Source organism: Enterobacter sp. Ap-867 (genome assembly GCF_011752855.1).
GTDB lineage: Bacteria > Pseudomonadota > Gammaproteobacteria > Enterobacterales > Enterobacteriaceae > Cedecea.
In genome coordinates this window covers 1-20,925 of record NZ_VWWS01000011.1, presented here as the reverse complement: position 1 = coordinate 20,925, position 20,925 = coordinate 1, and the positions used below count along the sequence as shown (strand labels likewise).

The following is a 20,925-nucleotide window of genomic DNA, read 5'->3' as shown; positions in this document are numbered from 1 at the left end:
GAAGCTGCAGCAAATAATACAGGCAAACAAAATAATCAAAGATGATGACGCAGTATCCGCTGCCATCATAAAGCTGGCTATAGGAATTAGCCGCGTACATATCGTATAGAGCAGAAACGAAAAACGCCACGACTAAGCGTGGCGTTCCCCGAGTTTTTGTTGCTTACGAGCGCTTCATCATGTCGAAGAAGTCATCGTTTGTTTTGGTCATCGCCAGCTTATTGATGAGGAATTCCATGGCATCAATTTCACCCATTGGATGAATGATTTTGCGGAGAATCCACATTTTCTGCAGCTCTTCCTGCGTGGTAAGCAGCTCTTCTTTACGCGTACCGGAACGGTTGTAATCGATGGCCGGGAAGACGCGTTTTTCAGCGATCTTACGGGACAGATGCAGTTCCATGTTACCGGTGCCTTTAAACTCTTCGTAGATGACTTCATCCATTTTAGAGCCGGTATCGATAAGCGCGGTGGCGATAATAGTCAGGCTACCGCCCTCTTCCACATTACGTGCAGCACCGAAGAAGCGTTTTGGACGATGCAGGGCGTTCGCATCCACACCACCAGTCAGGACTTTGCCCGATGCCGGAACAACGGTGTTGTAGGCACGAGCCAGACGCGTGATGGAATCGAGCAAAATGATAACGTCTTTCTTATGTTCAACCAGACGTTTCGCCTTCTCGATAACCATTTCGGCAACCTGAACGTGGCGAGAAGCCGGCTCATCAAAGGTAGAAGCAACAACTTCACCTTTAACCAGACGCTGCATCTCGGTGACTTCTTCTGGACGTTCGTCGATCAGCAGCACCATCAGTACACAGTCTGGGTGGTTATAGGCAATGCTCTGCGCGATGTTCTGCAGCAGCATGGTTTTACCGGCTTTTGGCGGTGCCACGATCAGACCACGCTGGCCACGACCAATTGGCGAAGCCAGATCCAGTACACGTGCGGTTAAGTCTTCGGTAGAACCGTTACCACGCTCCATACGCAGACGAGAGTTTGCATGCAGAGGCGTTAAGTTTTCGAACAGAATCTTGCTACGGGCGTTTTCCGGCTTATCGTAGTTAACTTCGTTAACCTTCAGCAGCGCAAAGTAGCGTTCGCCTTCTTTTGGCGGACGAATCTTACCGGAGATGGTATCCCCTGTGCGGAGGTTGAAACGGCGGATTTGGCTGGGAGAAACGTAGATGTCGTCGGGACCGGCGAGGTAGGAGCTGTCTGCGGAACGGAGGAAACCAAATCCATCCTGCAGTATCTCCAGCACACCGTCACCAAAGATATCTTCGCCACTCTTAGCGTGTTGCTTCAGGATGGAGAAAATGATGTCCTGCTTGCGCATGCGGGCTTGGTTTTCCAGCCCCATATTTTCGCCGAGAGTAATCAGCTCAGAAACCGGCGTATTCTTTAATTCGGTAAGATTCATAATGGTGGGTTCTTAAACTCGGGGTAAATCTCGAACTTAGTTTCGTGAATGGTATGGCAGGGTCATCCATGCCTGTTTAATGGCTACCACACATGTCTGATCGCTGCCTGGTCATAGGAAAAACGCAGAACTGAAACGACGAGACGGAATGGGTGATAAGCCCGAATTCGGTTATGCGTCCGTTGTGATTGCTGTAAAAGAGAGTTGATTTGACAGCGAACGGGAAGCATTAAGGTAATACAAAGATTCAAACTTAAGGGCAAGTTTAAAGCGAAGTCATAGGTAACTTAGCATGTGTGACGCCGGGCGTCCAGCAGCTCGCAAAAAAATGCAAGTGCGGCACGCACCGGCTGAGATTCCATTATGCCAGATTGGCGTCGAGGAACTCTTTTAACTGGCCTTTAGACAGCGCACCCACTTTGGTCGCAGCGACTTCGCCATTTTTGAACAGCAACAGGGTTGGGATACCGCGGATGCCGTACTTCGGTGCCGTGCCCGGGTTCTGGTCGATGTTCAGCTTAGCTACGGTGATTTTGCCCTGATATTCATCAGCGATCTCGTCGAGAATCGGGGCGATCATTTTGCATGGACCACACCACTCTGCCCAGAAATCAACCAGAATCAACCCTTCAGCTTGAAGCACGTCCGTGTCGAAACTGCCGTCAGTCAGGTGAATAATTTTATCGCTCATGTTCAACTCCACAGGATTATGTCTACCTTGTTGGTGTAGCATTAACCAACTTGGGGTGACTTTATTTCACCCGGTTTATTTCAACGGATGTGCTTTCGTAAAGCAATAGTAAACTGATATTCTACCACACTATGAGCAAAACACATTTGACCGAAAAGAAGTTTTCCGACTTCGCCCTGCACCCTAAGGTGATTGAAGCCCTTGAAAATAAAGGGTTCCATAACTGCACCCCAATTCAGGCACTGGCACTTCCGCTGACTCTGGCGAATCGTGACGTTGCAGGGCAGGCGCAAACCGGTACAGGCAAAACGATGGCGTTTCTGACGTCCACGTTCCACTATTTACTTTCTCACCCGGTTCCAGAGAACCGTCAGGTGAATCAACCGCGCGCCTTGATTATGGCGCCAACCCGCGAGTTAGCGGTACAGATTCACTCTGATGCGGAACCGTTAGCTCAGGCGACTGGCCTGAAGCTTGGCCTTGCCTATGGCGGCGACGGCTATGACAAACAGCTGAAAGTGCTGGAAAGCGGCGTCGATATTTTGATCGGCACCACCGGCCGACTGATTGACTACGCTAAACAAAATCACATTAACCTGGGCGCGATTCAGGTTGTCGTCCTGGATGAAGCGGATCGCATGTACGATCTCGGCTTTATTAAAGATATTCGTTGGCTGTTCCGCCGCATGCCGCCGGTCACCCAGCGCCTGAATATGCTGTTCTCAGCCACACTTTCCTACCGCGTACGTGAACTGGCTTTCGAGCAGATGAACAACGCGGAATATGTGGAAGTTGAGCCCGAGCAGAGAACCGGCCACCGCATTAAAGAAGAGCTTTTCTATCCTTCTAACGAAGAGAAAATGCGTCTGCTGCAAACGCTACTCGAAGAAGAATGGCCGGACCGTGCCATCATCTTCGCTAACACTAAACATCGCTGTGAAGATATCTGGGGCCATCTGGCTGCCGATGGTCACCGAGTTGGTTTGCTAACCGGCGATGTCGCGCAGAAAAAACGCCTGCGTATTCTGGAAGAGTTTACTCGTGGCGATCTGGATATTCTGGTCGCAACAGACGTGGCAGCTCGCGGTCTGCACATCCCAGCTGTGACGCACGTATTTAACTACGATCTGCCGGACGACTGTGAAGATTACGTTCACCGCATCGGCCGTACCGGTCGTGCCGGGGCAAGCGGTCATTCCATCAGCCTGGCATGTGAAGACTACGCGCTGAACCTGTCGGCGATTGAAACCTATATTGGCCACGCCATTCCGGTAAGCAAATATAACGCTGAAGCACTGTTAAATGAGTTCCCACCGCCAAAACGTCTGACCCGTAGCCGCCCTGGCAACGGTCCACGCCGCGGTGGCGCTCCTCGTGGTAATCGTCGTCGCGCAGGTTAAAAATCTATGCTAAGTACCGCCTCACTCTATGCAGCAATTGATCTGGGTTCTAACAGTTTTCATATGTTGGTTGTGCGTGAGGTGGCAGGAAGCATACAAACCCTGACCCGCATTAAGCGAAAAGTTCGCCTCGCTGCTGGCCTCAACAGCGAGTGCGTTCTCTCCCCGGAGGCCATGGAGCGTGGCTGGCAATGCCTGCGCTTATTTGCCGAACGACTCCAGGATATCCCTCAGAATCAAATTCGCGTCGTGGCTACGGCCACGCTGCGTCTCGCCGTTAATGCCGATGTTTTTTTGCAAAAGGCGCAGGAAATCCTGGGTTGCCCGGTGCAGGTTATTCGCGGTGAAGAAGAAGCCCGCCTGATTTATCAGGGCGTTGCCCACACTACAGGCGGCGACGATCGCCGCCTGGTCGTTGACATCGGTGGTGCAAGTACCGAGCTGGTAACGGGCACCGGGGCGCAAACAACCTCGTTATTCAGCCTCTCAATGGGCTGTGTCACATGGCTGGAGCGTTTCTTTAGCGACAGAAACCTCGCTCAGGAAAACTTCGCCGCGGCAGAAACGGCGGCTGCAGAAGTGCTCAGCCCGGTCATTGCCGAGCTTAAAAGCCACGGCTGGAAGATTTGTGTTGGCGCGTCTGGAACCGTGCAGGCGCTGCAAGAAATCATGATGGCGCAGGGGATGGATGAACGCATTACCCTGGCAAAACTTCAACAGCTAAAACAGCGAGCGATTCAGTGCGGCCGGCTGGAAGAGTTGGAAATTGAAGGCCTTACGCTTGAGCGCGCGCTGGTTTTCCCAAGCGGCCTGGCCATTCTCATCGCCATCTTCCAACAGCTTGATATTGAATGCATGACGCTTGCAGGCGGCGCGCTGCGTGAAGGTTTGGTCTATGGAATGCTGCATCTTGCGGTGGACCAGGAGATTCGCCAGAGAACGCTACGTAACGTTCAGCGCCGTTTTATGGTAGATACCAGCCAGGCGGCTCGCGTGGAGCAGCTTGCGCAGAATTTTGCTTCACAAATCGCAGAGCCGTGGGGGCTGGATCCCCTCAGTCAGCAGATGCTGGCGAGCAGCGCCCTGTTGCATGAAATTGGCTTAAGCATCGATTTTAAACATGCCCCGCAGCATGCGGCCTATCTGGTGAGAAATCTGGATTTGCCGGGCTACACGCCCGCGCAGAAAAAATTGCTGGCAACGCTGCTGCTTAACCAGACCAATCCCGTCGATCTCTCTTCGCTCCACCAGCAAAACGCAGTCCCGCCGCGCGTGGCGGAAAGACTCTGCCGTCTTTTACGTCTGGCGATTATTTTCGCAAACCGCCGCAGAGACGATATCCTGCCCGAGATTAAACTGCAGGCCGACGGCGAAACCCTGCATCTGGCATTGCCCGACACCTGGCTTGCCTGTCACCCTCTCGGTGCCGAACTGCTGGAACAGGAAAAACTCTGGCAGAGCTACGTTCACTGGCCGCTCAGCGTCAATTAATCTAGCTTTTACGCGCTTTGGCCAGCATCTCGCGGATGTTGGCCACATTACTCTGCCCTTTTTGCATCCGCTCTTCGGCAGAAACCACTTTCCGCTCAGTTTCCCAGCTTAAATCGTCCTGTGGCAGCTCCATCAGGAACCGGCTTGGTTCAGGCCGTATCAGCTCGCCATACTGCCGGCGCTCCCGGCAAAGCGTAAACGTCAGCTCTTTTTGCGCCCGGGTGATCCCCACGTAAGCCAGACGACGCTCTTCATCCACGTTATCTTCGTCGATGCTGCTTTGGTGCGGCAAAATCCCTTCTTCCATGCCCACAAGGTAGACGTAGGGAAATTCCAGCCCCTTAGAAGCATGAAGAGTCATCAACTGAACCTGATCGGCCTCTTCTTCGCTTTCACCACGCTCCATCATGTCACGCAGGGTAAAACGCGTCACCACCTGGATTAACGTCATCGGCTCATTCAGGTCGTTGCCTTCAAGCATCTCGGTCATCCAGCTGAAAAGCTGGTTAACGTTTTTCATCCGCATTTCGGCAGCTTTTGGGCTGGGCGAGGTTTCATACAGCCAGCTTTCGTAGTCGATGCCGTGGATCAGGTCTCGCACGGCGGCCACCGGTTCGCGCTCGGCAAGCGTTGCCACGTCCCGCAGCCAGTGGGTAAAACGCTGCAACGCATCAAGGCCGCGCCCGCTGAGCGTCTGGCTTAACCCCATATCGAAGCTGGCAGTAAACAGGCCTTTATTGCGCTGCATCGCCCACTCGCCAAGCTTTTGCAGCGTTGCCGGGCCAATTTCGCGCTTGGGTGTATTTACAATACGCAGAAATGCGCTGTCATCATCCGGGTTCGTCAACACGCGCAAATAGGCGAGCAGATCTTTAATTTCCGGACGAGAGAAAAATGAAGTACCGCCGGAGATACGATACGGGATGCGGTTTTGCATCAGCATCTTTTCGAACACCCGCGACTGGTGGTTGCCGCGGTACAGAATCGCGTAATCTTTATAGTTGGTTTTATTAATAAAGTGGTGGGCGATAAGCTCGCCGGTGACGCGTTCGGCCTCATGCTCTTCATGATTAGCCGTCACGACTTTCAATTCTGCGCCGTGTTCAAGTTCAGAGAAAAGCCGCTTCTCAAAAACGTGCGGATTGTTGGCGATCAAAATATTGGCCGCATTCAAAATCCGGCGGGATGAGCGGTAGTTCTGCTCAAGCTTGATGACTTGCAGCGCCGGAAAATCTTTGCTCAGCAGAACCAGGTTTTGCGGGTTCGCCCCTCGCCAGGAATAGATAGACTGGTCATCGTCGCCTACAACGGTAAAGCGCGCCCGCGCGCCAACCAACAGTTTCACCAGCTCGTACTGGCTGGTGTTGGTATCCTGATATTCATCTACCAGCAGATAGCGAATACGGTTTTGCCAGCGCTCCCGGACTTCTGCATCGCGCTGCAGCAGCAGCGTTGGCAGCAAAATCAGGTCGTCAAAATCCAGCACGTTGCAGGACTTCAGGTGCGTGTCGTAAAGGCCGTAGCAATGGGCAAAAATACGATCCCTTTCGCCCTTCGCCTGCGCGGCGGCCTGCGCCGGAGACAACAACCCGTTCTTCCAGTTGGAGATGGTTGAAATCAGCTGTTGAAGCAGCACCTTATCGTTTTCTAACAGGCCTTCAGTTAGCTCTTTTAGCAGCGCGGTCTGATCGGTATCGTCAAACAGCGAGAAGTTAGATTTCATACCAAGCGCCGCGTACTCGCGCTTGATAATCTCCAGCCCAAGCGTGTGGAAAGTCGAGATCATCAACCCCCGTGCCTCTTTGCGCCCCAGCGTCTGCGAAACGCGCTCTTTCATTTCGCGGGCGGCCTTATTGGTAAAGGTCACCGCCGCGATTTGGCGCGCCTGATAGCCACTTTCGCGAATCAGATGCGCAATTTTATTGGTGATAACGCGCGTTTTACCCGAGCCCGCCCCGGCCAAAACCAGGCAGGGTCCGGTGACAAATTCGACGGCTTGTTGTTGGCCAGGGTTTAAACGCATACGGTCACTCAATGAAAGTCAGGAGGGGACAAAAACAGCGTGGTAGTATAGCGAGCGTAATCAACATGACTCAAGGCACTATCATGGCAAAAACCGCAGCAGCACTGCATATCCTTGTAAAGGAAGAAAAACTGGCTCTGGACCTTCTGGAGCAGCTTAAAAACGGTGGCGACTTCGAAAAACTGGCGAAGAAGCACTCTACCTGCCCATCCGGCAAAAAAGGCGGCCATTTAGGTGAATTCCGTCAGGGGCAGATGGTTCCTGCGTTCGATAAAGTGGTCTTTTCCTGCCCTCTGCTGGAGCCTTACGGCCCGCTGCACACTCAGTTCGGCTACCACATCATCAAGGTGTTGTACCGTAACTAAGCCAAAGGCCGGGATATCCGGCCTTTTCTTTACTTTGTCGACTGCAGCGTCTGCTGGGCTTCATGCTTCAGCAAGTGCGTGCCGACCGCCATCTGGAACACTTTAAAAATAATGCCGTTCACGAAAGTGGTCAGCGTGAGGGTAATAAATGCCGTCATAATCCAGTCGATCACCGGCATCCCGCTGTGCAGCAAATAGGGACGGTAAATCAGCATTCCGGCAAACACGACCCAGTGGCTAAGGCAGTAGAAACATTGAAAGAGATGGCCCAGCATCGCATGCTTTTTCGCCGTCCAGCCGCGTAACCCTGCAAACAGTTCAGTTTGCGTTATCGTCATCGAAATACTGGCGGCGGCCAGGGCGATCATCAGACAAACTGGCAGATCCGTGGTTAAGGTTGAAATCATTCCTCATGCCCCTTTTCATTGAAATAGCTAATAAATTCGCTCCCGATATCTTGTAATGTCAGGCTTTTAAACCGCGCCAGTACCAGCTCTTCAGCCGCGGTAAACGTCTCGGACATCACTCGATTTACCCCCTGCTCCACCAGGCATTGCGGGTTTTCATTACGGTTACCTAGCGCAAACAGACCCGGCGATCCCAGCGCCAGATAAATATCCAGCAGCGTCACTTCGCTAGCCGGGCGGCAGAGTCTCCAGCCGCCGTGGTGACCTTTGGTTGAGCAGACGATGTTGTTCTCGCGCAGACCGGCGAGCACTTTACGAATAAACGCCGGATTGCCGTCGATAAAGGCGGCCATTTGTTCCGATGTGAGCGGTTTGTCCATCTGCTCCAGGTGAAGCAGGATGTGCAATGTTGCTGAGAAGGAGTTATTTATTTTCATGTAACTTACAATATTACATAAAAAGAGAGGCGGCAAGATAACAGGCACAAAAAAAGGCGCCGAAGCGCCTTTTTCATTTCAAAAACACATTAGCCAGCAACAGCGATGCGTTTCATATCGGTCATGTAGCCACGCAGTTTTTGACCCACTTTTTCGATTTCGTGGCTGCGAATGGCTTCATTGACGTCACGAAGTTGAGCGTTGTCTACCGCAGCGGCTGGGATCTCTTTACCCAGATCGCCCGGCTGCAGCGTGGTCATGAACTCTTTCAGCAGCGGTACGGCCGCGTAGGAGAACAGGTAGTTACCGTACTCAGCGGTATCAGAAATAACCACGTTCATTTCGTACAGGCGCTTACGAGCAATGGTGTTAGCAATCAGCGGCAGCTCGTGCAGGGACTCATAGTATGCCGACTCCTCGATGATGCCAGCGTCAACCATGGTTTCGAAGGCCAACTCAACGCCTGCTTTCACCATGGCAATCATTACCACGCCTTTGTCGAAGTATTCCTGCTCGGAAATCTTACCTTCAAACTGCGGTGCAGTTTCGAAAGCGGTCTGGCCGGTCTCTTCACGCCAGGTATGCAGTTTCTTATCGTCGTTAGCCCAGTCAGCCATCATGCCGGAGGAGAACTCACCGGAGATGATGTCATCCATGTGTTTCTGGAACAGCGGAGCCATAATGGTTTTCAGCTGCTCGGACAGCGCGTTGGCGCGGATTTTTGCCGGGTTGGACAGACGGTCCATCATCAGCGTGATCCCGCCCTGCTTCAGCGCTTCGGTGATGGTTTCCCAGCCGAACTGAATCAGTTTTTCTGCATATGCAGCATCAGTACCTTCAGCCACCAGCTTGTCGAAGCACAGCAGAGAACCGGCCTGCAGCATACCGCACAGGATAGTTTGCTCGCCCATCAGGTCAGATTTCACTTCCGCAACGAAGGAAGACTCCAGCACGCCCGCACGGTGGCCACCGGTGGCCGCAGCCCAGGCTTTGGCAATCGCCATACCTTCGCCTTTCGGATCGTTTTCAGGGTGAACTGCGATCAGCGTTGGCACACCAAAACCACGTTTGTATTCTTCGCGCACTTCGGTGCCCGGGCACTTAGGTGCTACCATCACCACGGTGATGTCTTTACGAATGGTTTCGCCGACTTCAACCACGTTGAAACCGTGGGAGTAGCCCAGCGCCGCGCCGTCTTTCATCATCGGCTGTACGGCCTGAACAACGGAAGAGTGCTGTTTGTCTGGCGTCAGGTTAACAACCAGATCCGCCTGTGGGATCAGCTCTTCATAAGTACCCACTTTGAAGCCATTTTCGGTCGCTTTACGCCAGGATGCACGTTTCTCGGCGATAGCTTCCGCACGCAGGGCATAGGAAACATCCAGCCCGGAGTCGCGCATGTTCAGACCCTGGTTAAGACCCTGAGCACCGCAGCCGACGATGACGACTTTTTTACCTTTGAGGTAGCTTGCTTCATCGGCGAATTCATCGCGCCCCATGAAGCGACATTTACCCAACTGCGCTAACTGCTGACGCAGGTTCAAAGTGTTGAAATAATTAGCCATCGTAGAACTCCGTATGTGTCGTGTTGTGCTTATTGTAAGGGCTCTGCAGCCGTGTCGTGCTGCCTAGAATGAACCCACTATATGACAGGAAATGCGTTGCTTAAATTGATATATTAACAACATCGCGTTGCAATTATTGCAATGCAAAAACGAGGCTTGATGACCATGGATTTACGCGATCTGAAAACCTTTCTGCACCTGGCTGAAAGCCGCCATTTTGGGCGTAGCGCGCGCGCCATGCACGTCAGTCCCTCCACGCTTTCGCGCCAGATCCAGCGTCTGGAGGACGACCTCGGGCAACCTCTGTTTTTGCGTGATAACCGCACCGTGACGCTGACTGAAGCCGGCGAGCAATTACGGCTGTTTGCCCAGCACACGCTGCTGCAATATCAGCAGATGCGCCACACGCTTGGCCAGCAAGGTCCTTCCCTGAGCGGAGAGCTGCATCTGTTTTGCTCGGTGACCGCCGCATACAGCCATTTGCCGCCCATTCTGGACCGCTTCCGGGCTGAACATCCTTCCGTTGAAATTAAGCTGACCACCGGCGACGCCGCGGATGCGGTAGAAAAAGTCGACTCCAACGAAGCCGATCTCGCCATTGCCGGAAAACCAGAGTCCCTTCCGCCTGGCGTGGCTTTCTCAATGCTGGAAAATTTATCCGTGGCCTTGATCGCCCCCGCTTTGCCTTGCCCTGTCAGAGCGCAGGTAAGCCAACCGGAGCCAGACTGGGCCAAAATTCCGTTTATCATGCCCGAGCAAGGGCCCGTTCGGCGCCGTATAGAACTGTGGTTCCGCCGCCAGAAAATCAGTAACCCGGTAATCTACGCTACCGTCGCCGGCCACGAAGCCATGGTGTCAATGGTGGCGCTGGGATGTGGCGTCGCGCTGATCCCGGAAATCGTGCTGGAAAACAGCCCGGAACCGGTGCGCAACCGCGTGCTGGTTCTGGAACGTAACGATGAGAAAGCGCCGTTTGAACTGGGCGTTTGCGTACAAAAAAAGCGGCTCAATGAACCGCTTATCAGCGCGTTCTGGAAGCTTTTACCCGGCAGCCATTAACCGGCCAGGAAGAAGCGGAACGCCGGGTTCTGGGTTTCGTCGTGACATTCGTAACCCAGTTCATTGAGCCGGGTTTCGAAGTCCGGCTCATTTTCGCCCAACTCAAACGCCGCGAGAACTCGCCCGTAGTCGGTGCCGTGGCTGCGGTAGTGGAACAGAGAAATGTTCCAGTGCGTTCCCAGCGTGCTCAGGAACTTCAGCAGCGCCCCCGGCGATTCCGGGAATTCAAAGCTGTACAACCGTTCGCGCAGCGGCTTCGAAGGTCGGCCGCCCACCATGTAGCGAACATGCAGCTTCGCCATTTCGTCGTCAGAGAGATCGACCACACCGTAGCCGCCTTCGCTGAGCTGAGCGATGATCTCTTTACGCTCTTCCAGTCCGCGAGTCAGTCGCACCCCAACAAAAATGCAGGCATCGTCAGAGCTGGCGTAACGGTAGTTGAACTCAGTGACCGAGCGACCGCCCAGCAGCTGGCAAAACTTCAGGAAACTGCCTTTTTGCTCTGGAATGGTGACCGCCAGCAACGCCTCCCGCTGCTCGCCCAGTTCACAGCGCTCCGAGACATAGCGTAGCCCGTGAAAATTCACGTTTGCGCCAGACAGCACATGTGCCAGGCGTTCGCCACGAATGTTGTGCTGCTGGATGTACTTTTTCATCCCCGCCAGCGCCAGCGCGCCGGAAGGCTCGGCGACAGCACGCACATCCTCGAACAAATCCTTCATCGCCGCGCAGATGGCATCGCTGTCCACGGTGATGATGTCGTCCAGGTATTCCTGGCACACGCGGAAGGTTTCGTCGCCGATGCGCTTAACAGCAACACCTTCGGCAAACAGCCCTACGCGCGGCAGCTCAACCGGGTGCCCGGCATCCAGCGCCGCCTTGAGACAGGCAGAATCTTCGGCTTCAACCGCAATCACTTTGATCTGCGGCATCAGTTGCTTGATCAAAACCGCTACGCCAGCCGCCAGGCCACCGCCGCCAACCGGCACGAATACGCGATCGATGTGCGCATCCTGCTGCAGCAATTCCAGCGCAACCGTACCCTGCCCGGCGATGACTGCCGGGTGATCAAACGGAGGCACGTAGGTGAAACCTTGCTGCTGAGAAAGTTCGATGGCTTTGGCTTTTGCCTCATCGAAATTCGCGCCATGCAGCAACACTTCGCCTCCGAAGGCCCGCACAGCATCGACTTTGATATCCGCAGTAGCCACAGGCATAACGATCAGCGACTTAATACCCAATCGCGTGGACGAAAGCGCGACGCCCTGAGCGTGATTTCCCGCAGAAGCGGTGATCACGCCACTGGCTTTTTGCTCGCTGTTCAGGCCAGCAATCATCGAATAAGCCCCGCGCAGCTTGAAGCTATGCACAGGCTGGCGGTCTTCACGCTTAACCAGAATGACGTTATCAAGGCGCGAAGAAAGCTTTTCCATTTTTTGCAGCGGCGTTACCTGCACAACTTCGTAAACCGGCGCGCGCAATACCGCGCGCAGATACTCTGCTCCGCCGGGGGCATCGGGTAGCGGTTGTGACTCAGCCATAATTAGCCTCCAAGCTTGCTTTTATCACGCACGGCGCCTTTATCCGCACTGGTGGCGAGGCTGGCGTAGGCGCGCAGGGCGAAGGAAACCTGGCGCTCACGATTGCGAGGCGTCCATGCCGCTTCACCGCGAGCTTCCTGCGCTTCACGACGTGCAGCCATTTCCTGATCGGTGAGCTGCAGCTGAATACCACGATTAGGGATATCAATGGCAATCATGTCGCCGTCTTCAATCAGGGCGATATTGCCGCCGCTCGCGGCTTCAGGAGAAACGTGGCCGATCGACAGACCCGAGGTCCCGCCGGAGAAACGGCCGTCGGTGACCAGCGCGCAGGCTTTACCCAGTCCCATAGATTTCAGGAAGGTGGTTGGGTAGAGCATTTCCTGCATGCCTGGCCCGCCCTTTGGTCCTTCGTAGCGAATAACAACCACGTCACCTGCAACGACTTTACCGCCGAGGATGGCTTCTACCGCATCGTCCTGGCTTTCATAAACTTTGGCCGGGCCGCGGAATACCAGGCTACCTTCATCCACGCCAGCGGTTTTAACAATACAGCCGTTTTCCGCGAAGTTGCCGTACAGAACGGCCAGGCCGCCATCTTTGCTGTAGGCATTTTCCAGTGAGCGAATGCAACCGTTAGCGCGATCGTCATCCAGCGTGTCCCAGCGGCAGTTCTGCGAGAAAGCCTGGGTAGTACGAATGCCCGCCGGACCCGCGCGGAACATCGTTTTCACCGCCTCGTCTTTGGTCAGCATGACATCGTATTGTTCCAGCGTCTGCGGCAGGGAAAGGCCAAGCACGTTTTTCACTTCGCGGTTCAACAATCCGGCGCGATCCAGCTCGCCGAGGATCCCGAGTACGCCACCCGCACGGTGCACGTCTTCCATATGGTATTTCTGGGTGCTTGGCGCGACTTTACACAGCTGTGGAACCTTGCGGGACAGCTGGTCAATGTCGGTCATGGTGAAGTCGATTTCAGCTTCTTGCGCGGCGGCCAGCAGGTGCAGAACGGTGTTAGTGGAGCCGCCCATGGCGATATCCAGCGTCATGGCGTTTTCGAACGCCTCTTTGCTGGCGATGCTGCGCGGGAGCGCGGTGGCATCATCCTGCTCGTAATAGCGCTTGGTCAGTTCAACAATGCGTTTACCCGCGTTCAGGAACAACTCTTTGCGGTCAGCATGCGTCGCCAGCAGTGAACCGTTACCCGGCTGAGACAGACCTAGCGCCTCGGTCAGGCAGTTCATGGAGTTGGCAGTGAACATACCTGAACAAGAGCCGCACGTTGGACACGCGGAGCGTTCAACCTGCTCGCTTTGCTCGTCAGAAACTTTCGGGTCCGCACCCTGAATCATCGCATCGACCAGATCCAGCTTGATGATCTGGTCGGAAAGTTTAGTTTTCCCGGCTTCCATCGGGCCGCCGGAGACGAAGATCACCGGAATGTTCAGGCGCAGCGAGGCCATCAGCATCCCTGGGGTGATTTTGTCGCAGTTGGAGATACAAACCATGGCATCGGCGCAGTGGGCGTTCACCATGTACTCAACCGAGTCGGCAATCAGCTCGCGGGACGGCAGGGAATAGAGCATACCGCCGTGCCCCATCGCGATACCGTCATCCACCGCAATGGTGTTGAACTCTTTCGCTACGCCGCCGGAGGCTTCGATTTGCTCGGCAACCAGTTTACCCAGGTCGCGCAGGTGAACGTGGCCCGGTACGAATTGGGTAAAGGAGTTGACGACCGCAATGATCGGTTTGCCAAAATCGGCGTCGGTCATCCCCGTTGCGCGCCACAGCGCGCGGGCACCCGCCATATTGCGGCCGTGGGTTGTAGTGGCGGAACGATACTTAGGCATGCTTTATTTACTCCAGTCTGTCGGGTAGCAGGCGGTCAGTTGCCGCCCGCCTGATTATATTTTTGTTTAAGGCTTACGGGTTTACCTGATCTAACCAGCCCCACTTGTCTTCGGTTTCGCCGGTGAACAGGCCAAAGAATGCCTGTTGAATACGTTTGGTGACCGGGCCACAGCGGCCTTCGCCCACCTGAATGCGGTCTACGCTGCGTACCGGGGTGATTTCAGCGGCGGTACCGGACATAAAGACTTCGTCGGCCAGGTACAGAGATTCGCGCGACAGCACCTGCTCACGGACTTCAATGCCCAGGTCTTTTGCCAGCTTGATGATTGCATCGCGGGTAATCCCCGGCAGCGCTGAAGAGGTAAATGGCGGGGTGTAGATCACGCCGTCTTTTACTTCGAACAGGTTTTCACCCGCGCCCTCAGACAGGAAGCCGTTCACATCGAGCGCAATCCCTTCCTGATAGCCGTGGCGGCGTGCTTCGCTGCCGACCAGCAGAGAAGAAAGGTAGTTACCGCCCGCTTTGGCCGCGGTAGGAATGGTGTTTGGTGCCGCACGATTCCAGGAAGAGACCATTGCATCAATCCCCTGATCCAGCGCTTCAGCGCCCAGATAAGCGCCCCACGGGAAAGCCGCAATGATCACGTCGGTGGTATACCCTTCCGGCGGATTAACGCCCATACCTACGTCGCCAACAAAGACCAGAGGGCGAATGTAAGCGCTGGTGAGATTATTTTTACGGATAACCGCACGACAGGCTTCCATCAGCTCATCCACGCTTTGCGATACCGGGAAGCGATAGATTTTTGCTGAGTCACGCAAGCGCTGCATGTGTTCACGATGACGGAACACCACTGGCCCTTTGTGCGAGTCGTAGCAACGGATGCCTTCGAAGACCGAAGTACCGTAGTGCAGCGCGTGGGACATTACGTGAACTTTCGCTTCTCCCCACGGAGTCATCTCGCCATTGAACCAGATGTAATCAGCTTTCTTGGTCGTCATTGTTCTCTTCCTTTTACGCTCAGGCGCGGATTTGTTGTGATGTTTGTGGCTGGATTTCAACGCAGGCAACGTCAACCAGCTTGCTTAATTGAGTAAACAGTAATTCGACTGGCCGCAGGCTAGCAACGGTCAATTCAATATTAATATTGTCGGTATTCCCCGCCGCGGCCATATTCATCGCGCAGATCTGGAATCCACGATGGCGCACTACGCGTAAAACACGTTCTAACGTTTCCGGGCGGAAGCGAGCCTGCACTGCGAGCTGATGTTGCATCATGATAATTTCTCCAGCATTTGCGAGTTACTGGCACCGGGCGGTACCAACGGCCAGACGTTTTCGTACTCATCGATCGAGACGTGAAGCATGTACGGGCCGTCGCTGTTCAGCAGGGCGTCTAACGCGGCTTCTACCTGGTCTTTACGGGTGATGTGCTGACCTGGAATGCCAAAGGCGCTGGCCAGCGTGAGGAAATCAGGGTTGTCGGTCAGGGTGGTTTCACTGTAGCGCTCTTCAAAAAACAGCTGCTGCCACTGTCTCACCATGCCCAGCCGTTGGTTATCGAGCAGCAGGATTTTGACCGGCAACTGTTTGCGCTTGATGGTGCCTAACTCCTGAACGTTCATCATGAAAGAGCCATCGCCGGAGACACAAATAACCGTATCTTCCGGCCTTGCAACCTGAGCACCAACGGCGGCGGGTAAACCAAAGCCCATCGTGCCAAGCCCGCTGGAAGTGATGAAGTTCTCAGGGCGGGTGAAGGTCATGTGCTGTGCGGTCCACATCTGATGCTGGCCTACGTCGGTGGTCACAACGGCTTCTGCTGATTTGCGCTCGGAGAGCTGCTTCAGCAGCAAGGGGGCATAGATAGCCTGACCCGGATGATCGTAGCGCCACTGGTGTTCTTCGTTCAGGGCGGCGACATGCTGCTGCCAGGAGGCAATGTGCAACGGCTGTTGCAAGGCCGGTAAAAGCTGATTCAGCGGCCCCTGCAACGCGACATGCGCCTGGCGCAGCTTGCTCAGCTCCGCAGGATCGATATCCATGTGGATAACTTTGGCGTGCGGAGCAAAGGTATTCAGCTTCCCGGTGACGCGGTCATCGAAACGGGCTCCAACGGCCAACAGCAGATCGCATTCCTGAACGGCGAGGTTCGCCGCCTTGGTGCCGTGCATTCCCAACATACCGGTATAAAACGCATGGTCGCCCGGGACTGCACCCAGCCCTTTCAGAGTGACTGTGGAAGGCATACCCGTGACGGAAATAAACTCACGGAGCGCTGGAACCGCCTGCGCCATCCCAACGCCGCCGCCAACGTAAAGCATCGGCTTTTTGGCCTGAGCGAGCATTTCACGGGCCTGCTGCAATTCAGCCAACGGTAGGTGAGCATCATCTTCAACGGCAGATAACCAGGCCTCAGGCTCACCAATAGCCAACTGAATATCTTTTGGAATATCGACCAGAACGGGGCCTGGACGGCCAGAATTAGCAATCTCAAAGGCCTCGGCAAGGACACGCGGCAATTCATCAAGGGATTCGACGAGGAAACTGTGTTTGGTGCAGGCAAGCGACAGGCCGAGGACGTCAACTTCCTGGAAAGCGTCAGTCCCGATCAAAGGTGCAGCCACCTGACCGGTGATGGCAACCACAGGAACAGAATCTAAAAGTGCGTCAGCAAGGCCAGTTAACAGATTTGTCGCACCGGGGCCAGAAGTGGCAATACACACACCGGTTTTGCCCGTTGAGCGGGCATAACCAATAGCTGCCATGGCTGCACCTTGCTCATGGCGACACAGTAGATGTTCCACACCACCGTCGTACAACGCATCGTACACCGGCATAATCGCGCCGCCAGGATAACCGAAAACTGTTTCAACACCCTGCGCTCGCAACGCATGTACTACCCACTGTGCACCATTCATAGTTAGTTCCCCGTCTCATTACCGGAGAAACAGCATTTTATTCTGCAACACATACTCTGTTCCTCGCTTCACATTCTTCAGTCAACAAAAAACCCCCGGACCTTTCGGTGCGGGGGTTCTTTTCGATTCAGGCTTGATTTTTAAGCCTTTCTTTCTCCAAGTGCAGCCCCGCACGGTGGGATAATAATCACCACCACGCTAATCACGACCAGGCTAATCACTCGTAGAAGGGCTGTCATTTTCTGTATGTTCTAACGTCTAGTTCGAAGTAATGCCTACAGAGTTATCACAGAGTTGACGTAAAGCACAATATTTTTTTATGACGAAAAGATCGCCGTTGAAATTAATTAGCATAAAAACTATTTAATTTCAGTGCATAACGAGAAAGTGAAAATAATTCATAAAACTGGTCTGCTGAGGATATTTTCTGCGTAATACCAGTAAAAAGTTATTGTTCTGCGATCGGCTTCGCAGCCAGAGCTGTAAAAAAGAAAGCGGATAAAAAAGTCAGGGAGGTACTTCCCGGTGCATAAAACGAACAATATTTAATCTTTTATTGGCGCGGCAGAATGAAGTTTTTCACGGAGGAAAAATGTCACTGTCGGTTGTCTATACCAGAGCAGCACTCGGCGTTCACGCCCCACAGGTTACGGTTGAAGTGCATATCAGTGCTGGTTTACCAGGGCTTACGCTTGTCGGCCTGCCTGAAACTACCGTGAGAGAAGCCCGGGATCGAGTCAGAAGCGCATTGATCAATAGCGGCTACACATTTCCAGCGCGTAAAATCACTATTAACCTTGCTCCGGCAGATCTTCCTAAAGAAGGTGGCAGATACGATTTGCCGATTGCTCTGGCGCTGCTGGTTGCCTCTGAGCAGCTAAATACGCCCAAGCTGGCCAAGCTTGAGTTTATCGGCGAGCTTGCGCTGACCGGGGAGCTACGTGGGGTTTCTGGGGCCATATCATCCGCTATGGAGGCTTTGAATGCGGGGCGAGAAGTCGTGGTTGCCGCAGAAAATGAAGAAGAAGTAGCCCTGATCGCTAAACCGGGCTGCTTTGTGGCCACGCATCTGACCGAGGTATGCGCCTGGCTGGAAGGAAAACACGACCTCCGCACCCCGGTTAGCCCTGCGCTGTGGCAAGCTGATAGCCTGGAAGACATGAACGAGATTATTGGGCAAAGTCAGGGAAAACGAGCGCTGGAAATTGCGGCGGCTGGCGGGCATAACCTCTTACTGATAGGCCCACCAGGAACGGGTAAAACCATGCTGGCGAGCCGGCTCAATACGCTCCTTCCTCCTTTGAACGATGTTGAAGCATTACAGAGCGCTGCCATTCTGAGCCTGGTACAATCTTCGCATCTTCATCGCCATTGGCGTCAGCGTCCGTTCAGGGCTCCCCATCACAGTGCCTCGTTAACTTCCATCGTGGGCGGCGGGGCTATCCCGCAGCCAGGAGAAATTTCGTTAGCGCACAACGGCGTGTTATTTCTGGATGAATTACCTGAGTTTGAGCGCCGCGTACTGGACTCGCTTAGGGAACCTATTGAATCAGGTGAGATTCATATCTCTCGCACCCGGGCAAAAATCACCTACCCCGCGGATTTTCAGCTTATCGCGGCGATGAATCCCAGCCCTACAGGGCACTATGAAGGCAAACATAACCGTGCCACGCCCCAGCAGACTTTACGCTATATGAATCGACTCTCGGGCCCTTTTCTCGACCGCTTTGACCTCTCAGTGGATATCCCGCTTCTCCCGGCAGGAATGCTGAGTAAAACGAACCATCAGGAAGAAAAAAGCGAGAGAATAAGGGAAAGGGTAATAGAGACACGCGACAGGCAACTCTCCCGGCAGAACAAGCTAAATGCCCGACTCAGCAATCATGAGATACGCGAACACTGTGAGCTTGTGCCGAATGATGCAGTTTGGCTGGAGGAAACATTACTCAAACTGGGCCTGTCGGTCAGGGCATGGCAACGTCTTCTGAAAGTCTCTCGTACCATCGCGGATATCGAGCATTGCGAGAGTATTACTCGGGCACACCTCCAGGAAGCACTGAGCTATCGAACTATTGATCGGCTGCTCCTGCATTTGCACAGACTGACAGAATAAAAAACGGGGCTTTCGCCCCATTTTTTAATCATCACTATCGCTGTAGTCTTCAACCGTATCCATCTGCGGTTTACCGCCAGACAGGGTATGAAAACGTTTTGGACGCTTAATACGCGACATGTACTTGCTCCAGACACGTTCCGCTTCAGTAGCAGGCTCGCGCACACCACGGCATACGGCAACAAACTGCACTTCTTCTTCAGTGCCTGGTTCGCGCTTACCGAGATCCAGCTCATTGAACGCAAAGCCATGACGTTCTAACAGCTGTGCCTCTTTGATGGTGAAATCACCATGACGAGCAAACCCACGTGGATAATGTTTATTGTCGAAAAACCGATTAGTCGTCGTAAAGCTTTCCGCCATCCTACACGCTCCTGATTTTCTTGGCCGAGCTATTTATGGCGCGGAGTATTAGTTACGCTTGACAGAGTGTAAAACAAAACATTTAAATCATAACGACAAATTATTTTTTGGAGTAAGCCGTGGACACCGAATTACTTAAAACCTTCCTGGAAGTTAGCAGAACACGGCACTTTGGTCGCGCTGCAGAAGCACTTTATTTGACGCAGTCTGCGGTAAGCTTTCGCATCCGACAGCTCGAAAATCAGCTTGGTGTAAACCTTTTTACCCGCCACCGCAATAACATACGGCTGACAACTGCCGGGGAGCGCCTGCTGCCCTACGCAGAAAACCTGATGAATACGTGGTTAGCAGCGAAAAAAGAGGTATCACATACTTCTCAACATAATCAGCTCACGCTTGGTGCCAGCGCATCGCTTTGGGAATGTATGCTTTCTGAATGGCTCATTGCGCTTTATCAACAGCATAATGGCCTGCAGTTCGAAGCACGAATTGCACAACGTCAGTCACTCGTTAAACAGCTTCATGAGCGCCAGCTGGATTTATTGCTCACAACTGAAGCGCCAAAAATGGACGAATTTGCCAGCCAGTTGCTAGGTTACTTCAGCATGGGGCTTTATGGTCCTGCCGCGGAAAGCCGTAAAGCTTCACTCAACTATTTACGCATCGAGTGGGGTGCGGATTTTCACCAACATGAGGCCGAGCTCATTGGAAGTGATGATATTCCGGTATTAACTACCAGTTCAGCAAAAATAGCCTGCAAGCTGATCTCTGAACTTAACGGTTGCACCTTCCTGCCGATTGAGTGGGCAAAAGAACAGCCCGGGATCTGGCCTGTCCCCGAAAGCACAACGCTTTCCAGACCATTGTATGCTGTCTGGTTACAAAACACGGACAAACAGAGTGTTATCAAAGAATTATTGAAGACACCATTAAAGGCGCAGTAATGCGCTTTTAATAGCTAAGAATATAAAAGAGAGGAATTTTGGACAAAAAAAATCCTTTGCCTAAGCAAAGGATTATATATGGCAGGGGCGGAGAGACTCGAACTCGCGACACCCGGTTTTGGAGACCGGTGCTCTACCAACTGAGCTACGCCCCTAAATTTTCCTACTATTAAGCCTGCTTAAAGAGCAGGCTTAATTTTAATAAGTGGCGGAACGGACGGGACTCGAACCCGCGACCCCCTGCGTGACAGGCAGGTATTCTAACCGACTGAACTACCGCTCCACCGAATTTTTCTACAACCACCGGTTTGTTGCTCCGGTTTACTG

Annotated in this window: 19 protein-coding genes and 2 tRNA genes; 6 read left to right on the top strand and 15 right to left on the bottom strand. The window is 53.6% G+C overall.

Translation table 11 applies throughout. The features are described 5' to 3' along the window. Nucleotides 1-163 precede the first annotated feature (163 nt). Nucleotides 164-1,423, bottom strand: coding sequence for a transcription termination factor Rho (gene rho / locus F3J26_RS21250; protein ID WP_008455558.1), 1,260 nt, complete (start codon nucleotides 1,421-1,423; stop codon nucleotides 164-166). A gap of 361 nt (nucleotides 1,424-1,784) precedes the next feature. Further along, nucleotides 1,785-2,114 carry a thioredoxin TrxA gene (gene trxA, locus F3J26_RS21245; protein WP_008455560.1) on the bottom strand — a complete coding sequence of 110 codons (330 nt, stop codon included), beginning with the start codon at nucleotides 2,112-2,114 and terminating at the stop codon, nucleotides 1,785-1,787. A 131-nt stretch (nucleotides 2,115-2,245) separates the two neighbouring features. Between trxA and rhlB the strand changes: the two genes are divergently transcribed. Together rhlB and gppA are read left to right on the top strand one after the other, a co-directional pair. Next, the gene (rhlB, locus tag F3J26_RS21240; RefSeq protein ID WP_008455563.1) at nucleotides 2,246-3,514 is read left to right on the top strand and encodes an ATP-dependent RNA helicase RhlB; all 1,269 of its coding nucleotides are present in this window, start codon (nucleotides 2,246-2,248) and stop codon (nucleotides 3,512-3,514) included. Between the two features lie 6 nt (nucleotides 3,515-3,520). Further along, nucleotides 3,521-5,005, top strand: a complete 1,485-nt coding sequence (gene gppA / locus F3J26_RS21235; protein WP_166995845.1) for a guanosine-5'-triphosphate,3'-diphosphate diphosphatase — start codon at nucleotides 3,521-3,523, stop codon at nucleotides 5,003-5,005. Nucleotide 5,006: 1 nt separating this feature from the next. On the opposite strand, the gene rep is transcribed toward gppA, so the two are convergent. After that, nucleotides 5,007-7,028, bottom strand: coding sequence for a DNA helicase Rep (gene rep / locus F3J26_RS21230; RefSeq protein ID WP_166995843.1), 2,022 nt, complete (start codon nucleotides 7,026-7,028; stop codon nucleotides 5,007-5,009). A gap of 83 nt (nucleotides 7,029-7,111) precedes the next feature. Between rep and ppiC the strand changes: the two genes are divergently transcribed. Next, the gene (ppiC, locus tag F3J26_RS21225) at nucleotides 7,112-7,393 is read left to right on the top strand and encodes a peptidylprolyl isomerase PpiC (protein WP_008455569.1); all 282 of its coding nucleotides are present in this window, start codon (nucleotides 7,112-7,114) and stop codon (nucleotides 7,391-7,393) included. Between the two features lie 29 nt (nucleotides 7,394-7,422). Here the strand turns inward: ppiC and F3J26_RS21220 are convergent, their stop codons facing one another. From F3J26_RS21220 to ilvC, 3 genes are all read right to left on the bottom strand, one after another. Further along, nucleotides 7,423-7,800, bottom strand: coding sequence for a hypothetical protein (locus tag F3J26_RS21220; protein ID WP_008455572.1), 378 nt, complete (start codon nucleotides 7,798-7,800; stop codon nucleotides 7,423-7,425). Further along, nucleotides 7,797-8,237 carry an Rrf2 family transcriptional regulator gene (locus F3J26_RS21215; protein ID WP_034807977.1) on the bottom strand — a complete coding sequence of 147 codons (441 nt, stop codon included), beginning with the start codon at nucleotides 8,235-8,237 and terminating at the stop codon, nucleotides 7,797-7,799. The genes F3J26_RS21220 and F3J26_RS21215 overlap by 4 nt, the downstream gene beginning before the upstream one ends. Before the next feature lie 89 nt (nucleotides 8,238-8,326). Next, nucleotides 8,327-9,802 (bottom strand): ketol-acid reductoisomerase, encoded by a 1,476-nt coding sequence (gene ilvC, locus F3J26_RS21210; protein ID WP_008455576.1) that lies wholly within the window; start codon nucleotides 9,800-9,802, stop codon nucleotides 8,327-8,329. A gap of 165 nt (nucleotides 9,803-9,967) precedes the next feature. Here ilvC and ilvY point away from each other — a divergent pair, with 165 nt between their 5' ends. Beyond that, nucleotides 9,968-10,861, top strand: coding sequence for an HTH-type transcriptional activator IlvY (gene ilvY, locus F3J26_RS21205; protein ID WP_008455578.1), 894 nt, complete (start codon nucleotides 9,968-9,970; stop codon nucleotides 10,859-10,861). Here ilvY and ilvA read toward each other — a convergent pair. The 6 genes from ilvA to ilvL all read right to left on the bottom strand — a co-directional run bounded on the left by ilvA (nucleotide 10,858) and on the right by ilvL (nucleotide 17,417). Then, on the bottom strand, nucleotides 10,858-12,402 hold the full coding sequence (gene ilvA / locus F3J26_RS21200) for a threonine ammonia-lyase, biosynthetic (protein WP_008455579.1): 1,545 nt from the start codon (nucleotides 12,400-12,402) through the stop codon (nucleotides 10,858-10,860). The two genes, ilvY and ilvA, sit on opposite strands and share 4 nt — an antisense overlap. Before the next feature lie 2 nt (nucleotides 12,403-12,404). Next, entirely contained in the window at nucleotides 12,405-14,255 is a 1,851-nt protein-coding gene (gene ilvD, locus F3J26_RS21195; protein WP_008455582.1) for a dihydroxy-acid dehydratase, read from the bottom strand. 73 nt (nucleotides 14,256-14,328) lie between these two features. Then, nucleotides 14,329-15,258: a branched-chain amino acid transaminase gene (locus tag F3J26_RS21190; RefSeq protein ID WP_039289201.1), complete on the bottom strand. Its 930-nt coding sequence runs from the start codon at nucleotides 15,256-15,258 to the stop codon at nucleotides 14,329-14,331. Nucleotides 15,259-15,277: 19 nt separating this feature from the next. Next, complete coding sequence (gene ilvM, locus F3J26_RS21185; RefSeq protein WP_008455586.1) at nucleotides 15,278-15,535, bottom strand: acetolactate synthase 2 small subunit; 258 nt, start codon at nucleotides 15,533-15,535, stop codon at nucleotides 15,278-15,280. Then, nucleotides 15,532-17,178, bottom strand: coding sequence for an acetolactate synthase 2 catalytic subunit (gene ilvG, locus F3J26_RS21180; RefSeq protein ID WP_166995841.1), 1,647 nt, complete (start codon nucleotides 17,176-17,178; stop codon nucleotides 15,532-15,534). The genes ilvM and ilvG overlap by 4 nt, the downstream gene beginning before the upstream one ends. A gap of 140 nt (nucleotides 17,179-17,318) precedes the next feature. Beyond that, on the bottom strand, nucleotides 17,319-17,417 hold the full coding sequence (gene ilvL / locus F3J26_RS21175) for an ilv operon leader peptide (RefSeq protein ID WP_071530467.1): 99 nt from the start codon (nucleotides 17,415-17,417) through the stop codon (nucleotides 17,319-17,321). Nucleotides 17,418-17,770: 353 nt separating this feature from the next. Here ilvL and F3J26_RS21170 point away from each other — a divergent pair, with 353 nt between their 5' ends. After that, entirely contained in the window at nucleotides 17,771-19,291 is a 1,521-nt protein-coding gene (locus tag F3J26_RS21170) for a YifB family Mg chelatase-like AAA ATPase (RefSeq protein WP_166995839.1), read from the top strand. 24 nt (nucleotides 19,292-19,315) lie between these two features. Here F3J26_RS21170 and F3J26_RS21165 read toward each other — a convergent pair whose 3' ends face one another. Beyond that, nucleotides 19,316-19,654, bottom strand: coding sequence for a MaoP family protein (locus F3J26_RS21165; RefSeq protein WP_008455591.1), 339 nt, complete (start codon nucleotides 19,652-19,654; stop codon nucleotides 19,316-19,318). Nucleotides 19,655-19,773: 119 nt separating this feature from the next. On the opposite strand from F3J26_RS21165, the gene hdfR reads away from it, so the two are divergent. Next, nucleotides 19,774-20,598, top strand: coding sequence for an HTH-type transcriptional regulator HdfR (hdfR, locus tag F3J26_RS21160; RefSeq protein ID WP_008455597.1), 825 nt, complete (start codon nucleotides 19,774-19,776; stop codon nucleotides 20,596-20,598). Nucleotides 20,599-20,677: 79 nt separating this feature from the next. On the opposite strand, the gene F3J26_RS21155 is transcribed toward hdfR, so the two are convergent. Together F3J26_RS21155 and F3J26_RS21150 are read right to left on the bottom strand one after the other, a co-directional pair. After that, nucleotides 20,678-20,753: transfer RNA gene (locus F3J26_RS21155), tRNA-Trp, on the bottom strand. A gap of 51 nt (nucleotides 20,754-20,804) precedes the next feature. Continuing rightward, nucleotides 20,805-20,881: transfer RNA gene (locus F3J26_RS21150), tRNA-Asp, on the bottom strand. Between the last annotated feature and the right edge of the window lie 44 nt (nucleotides 20,882-20,925).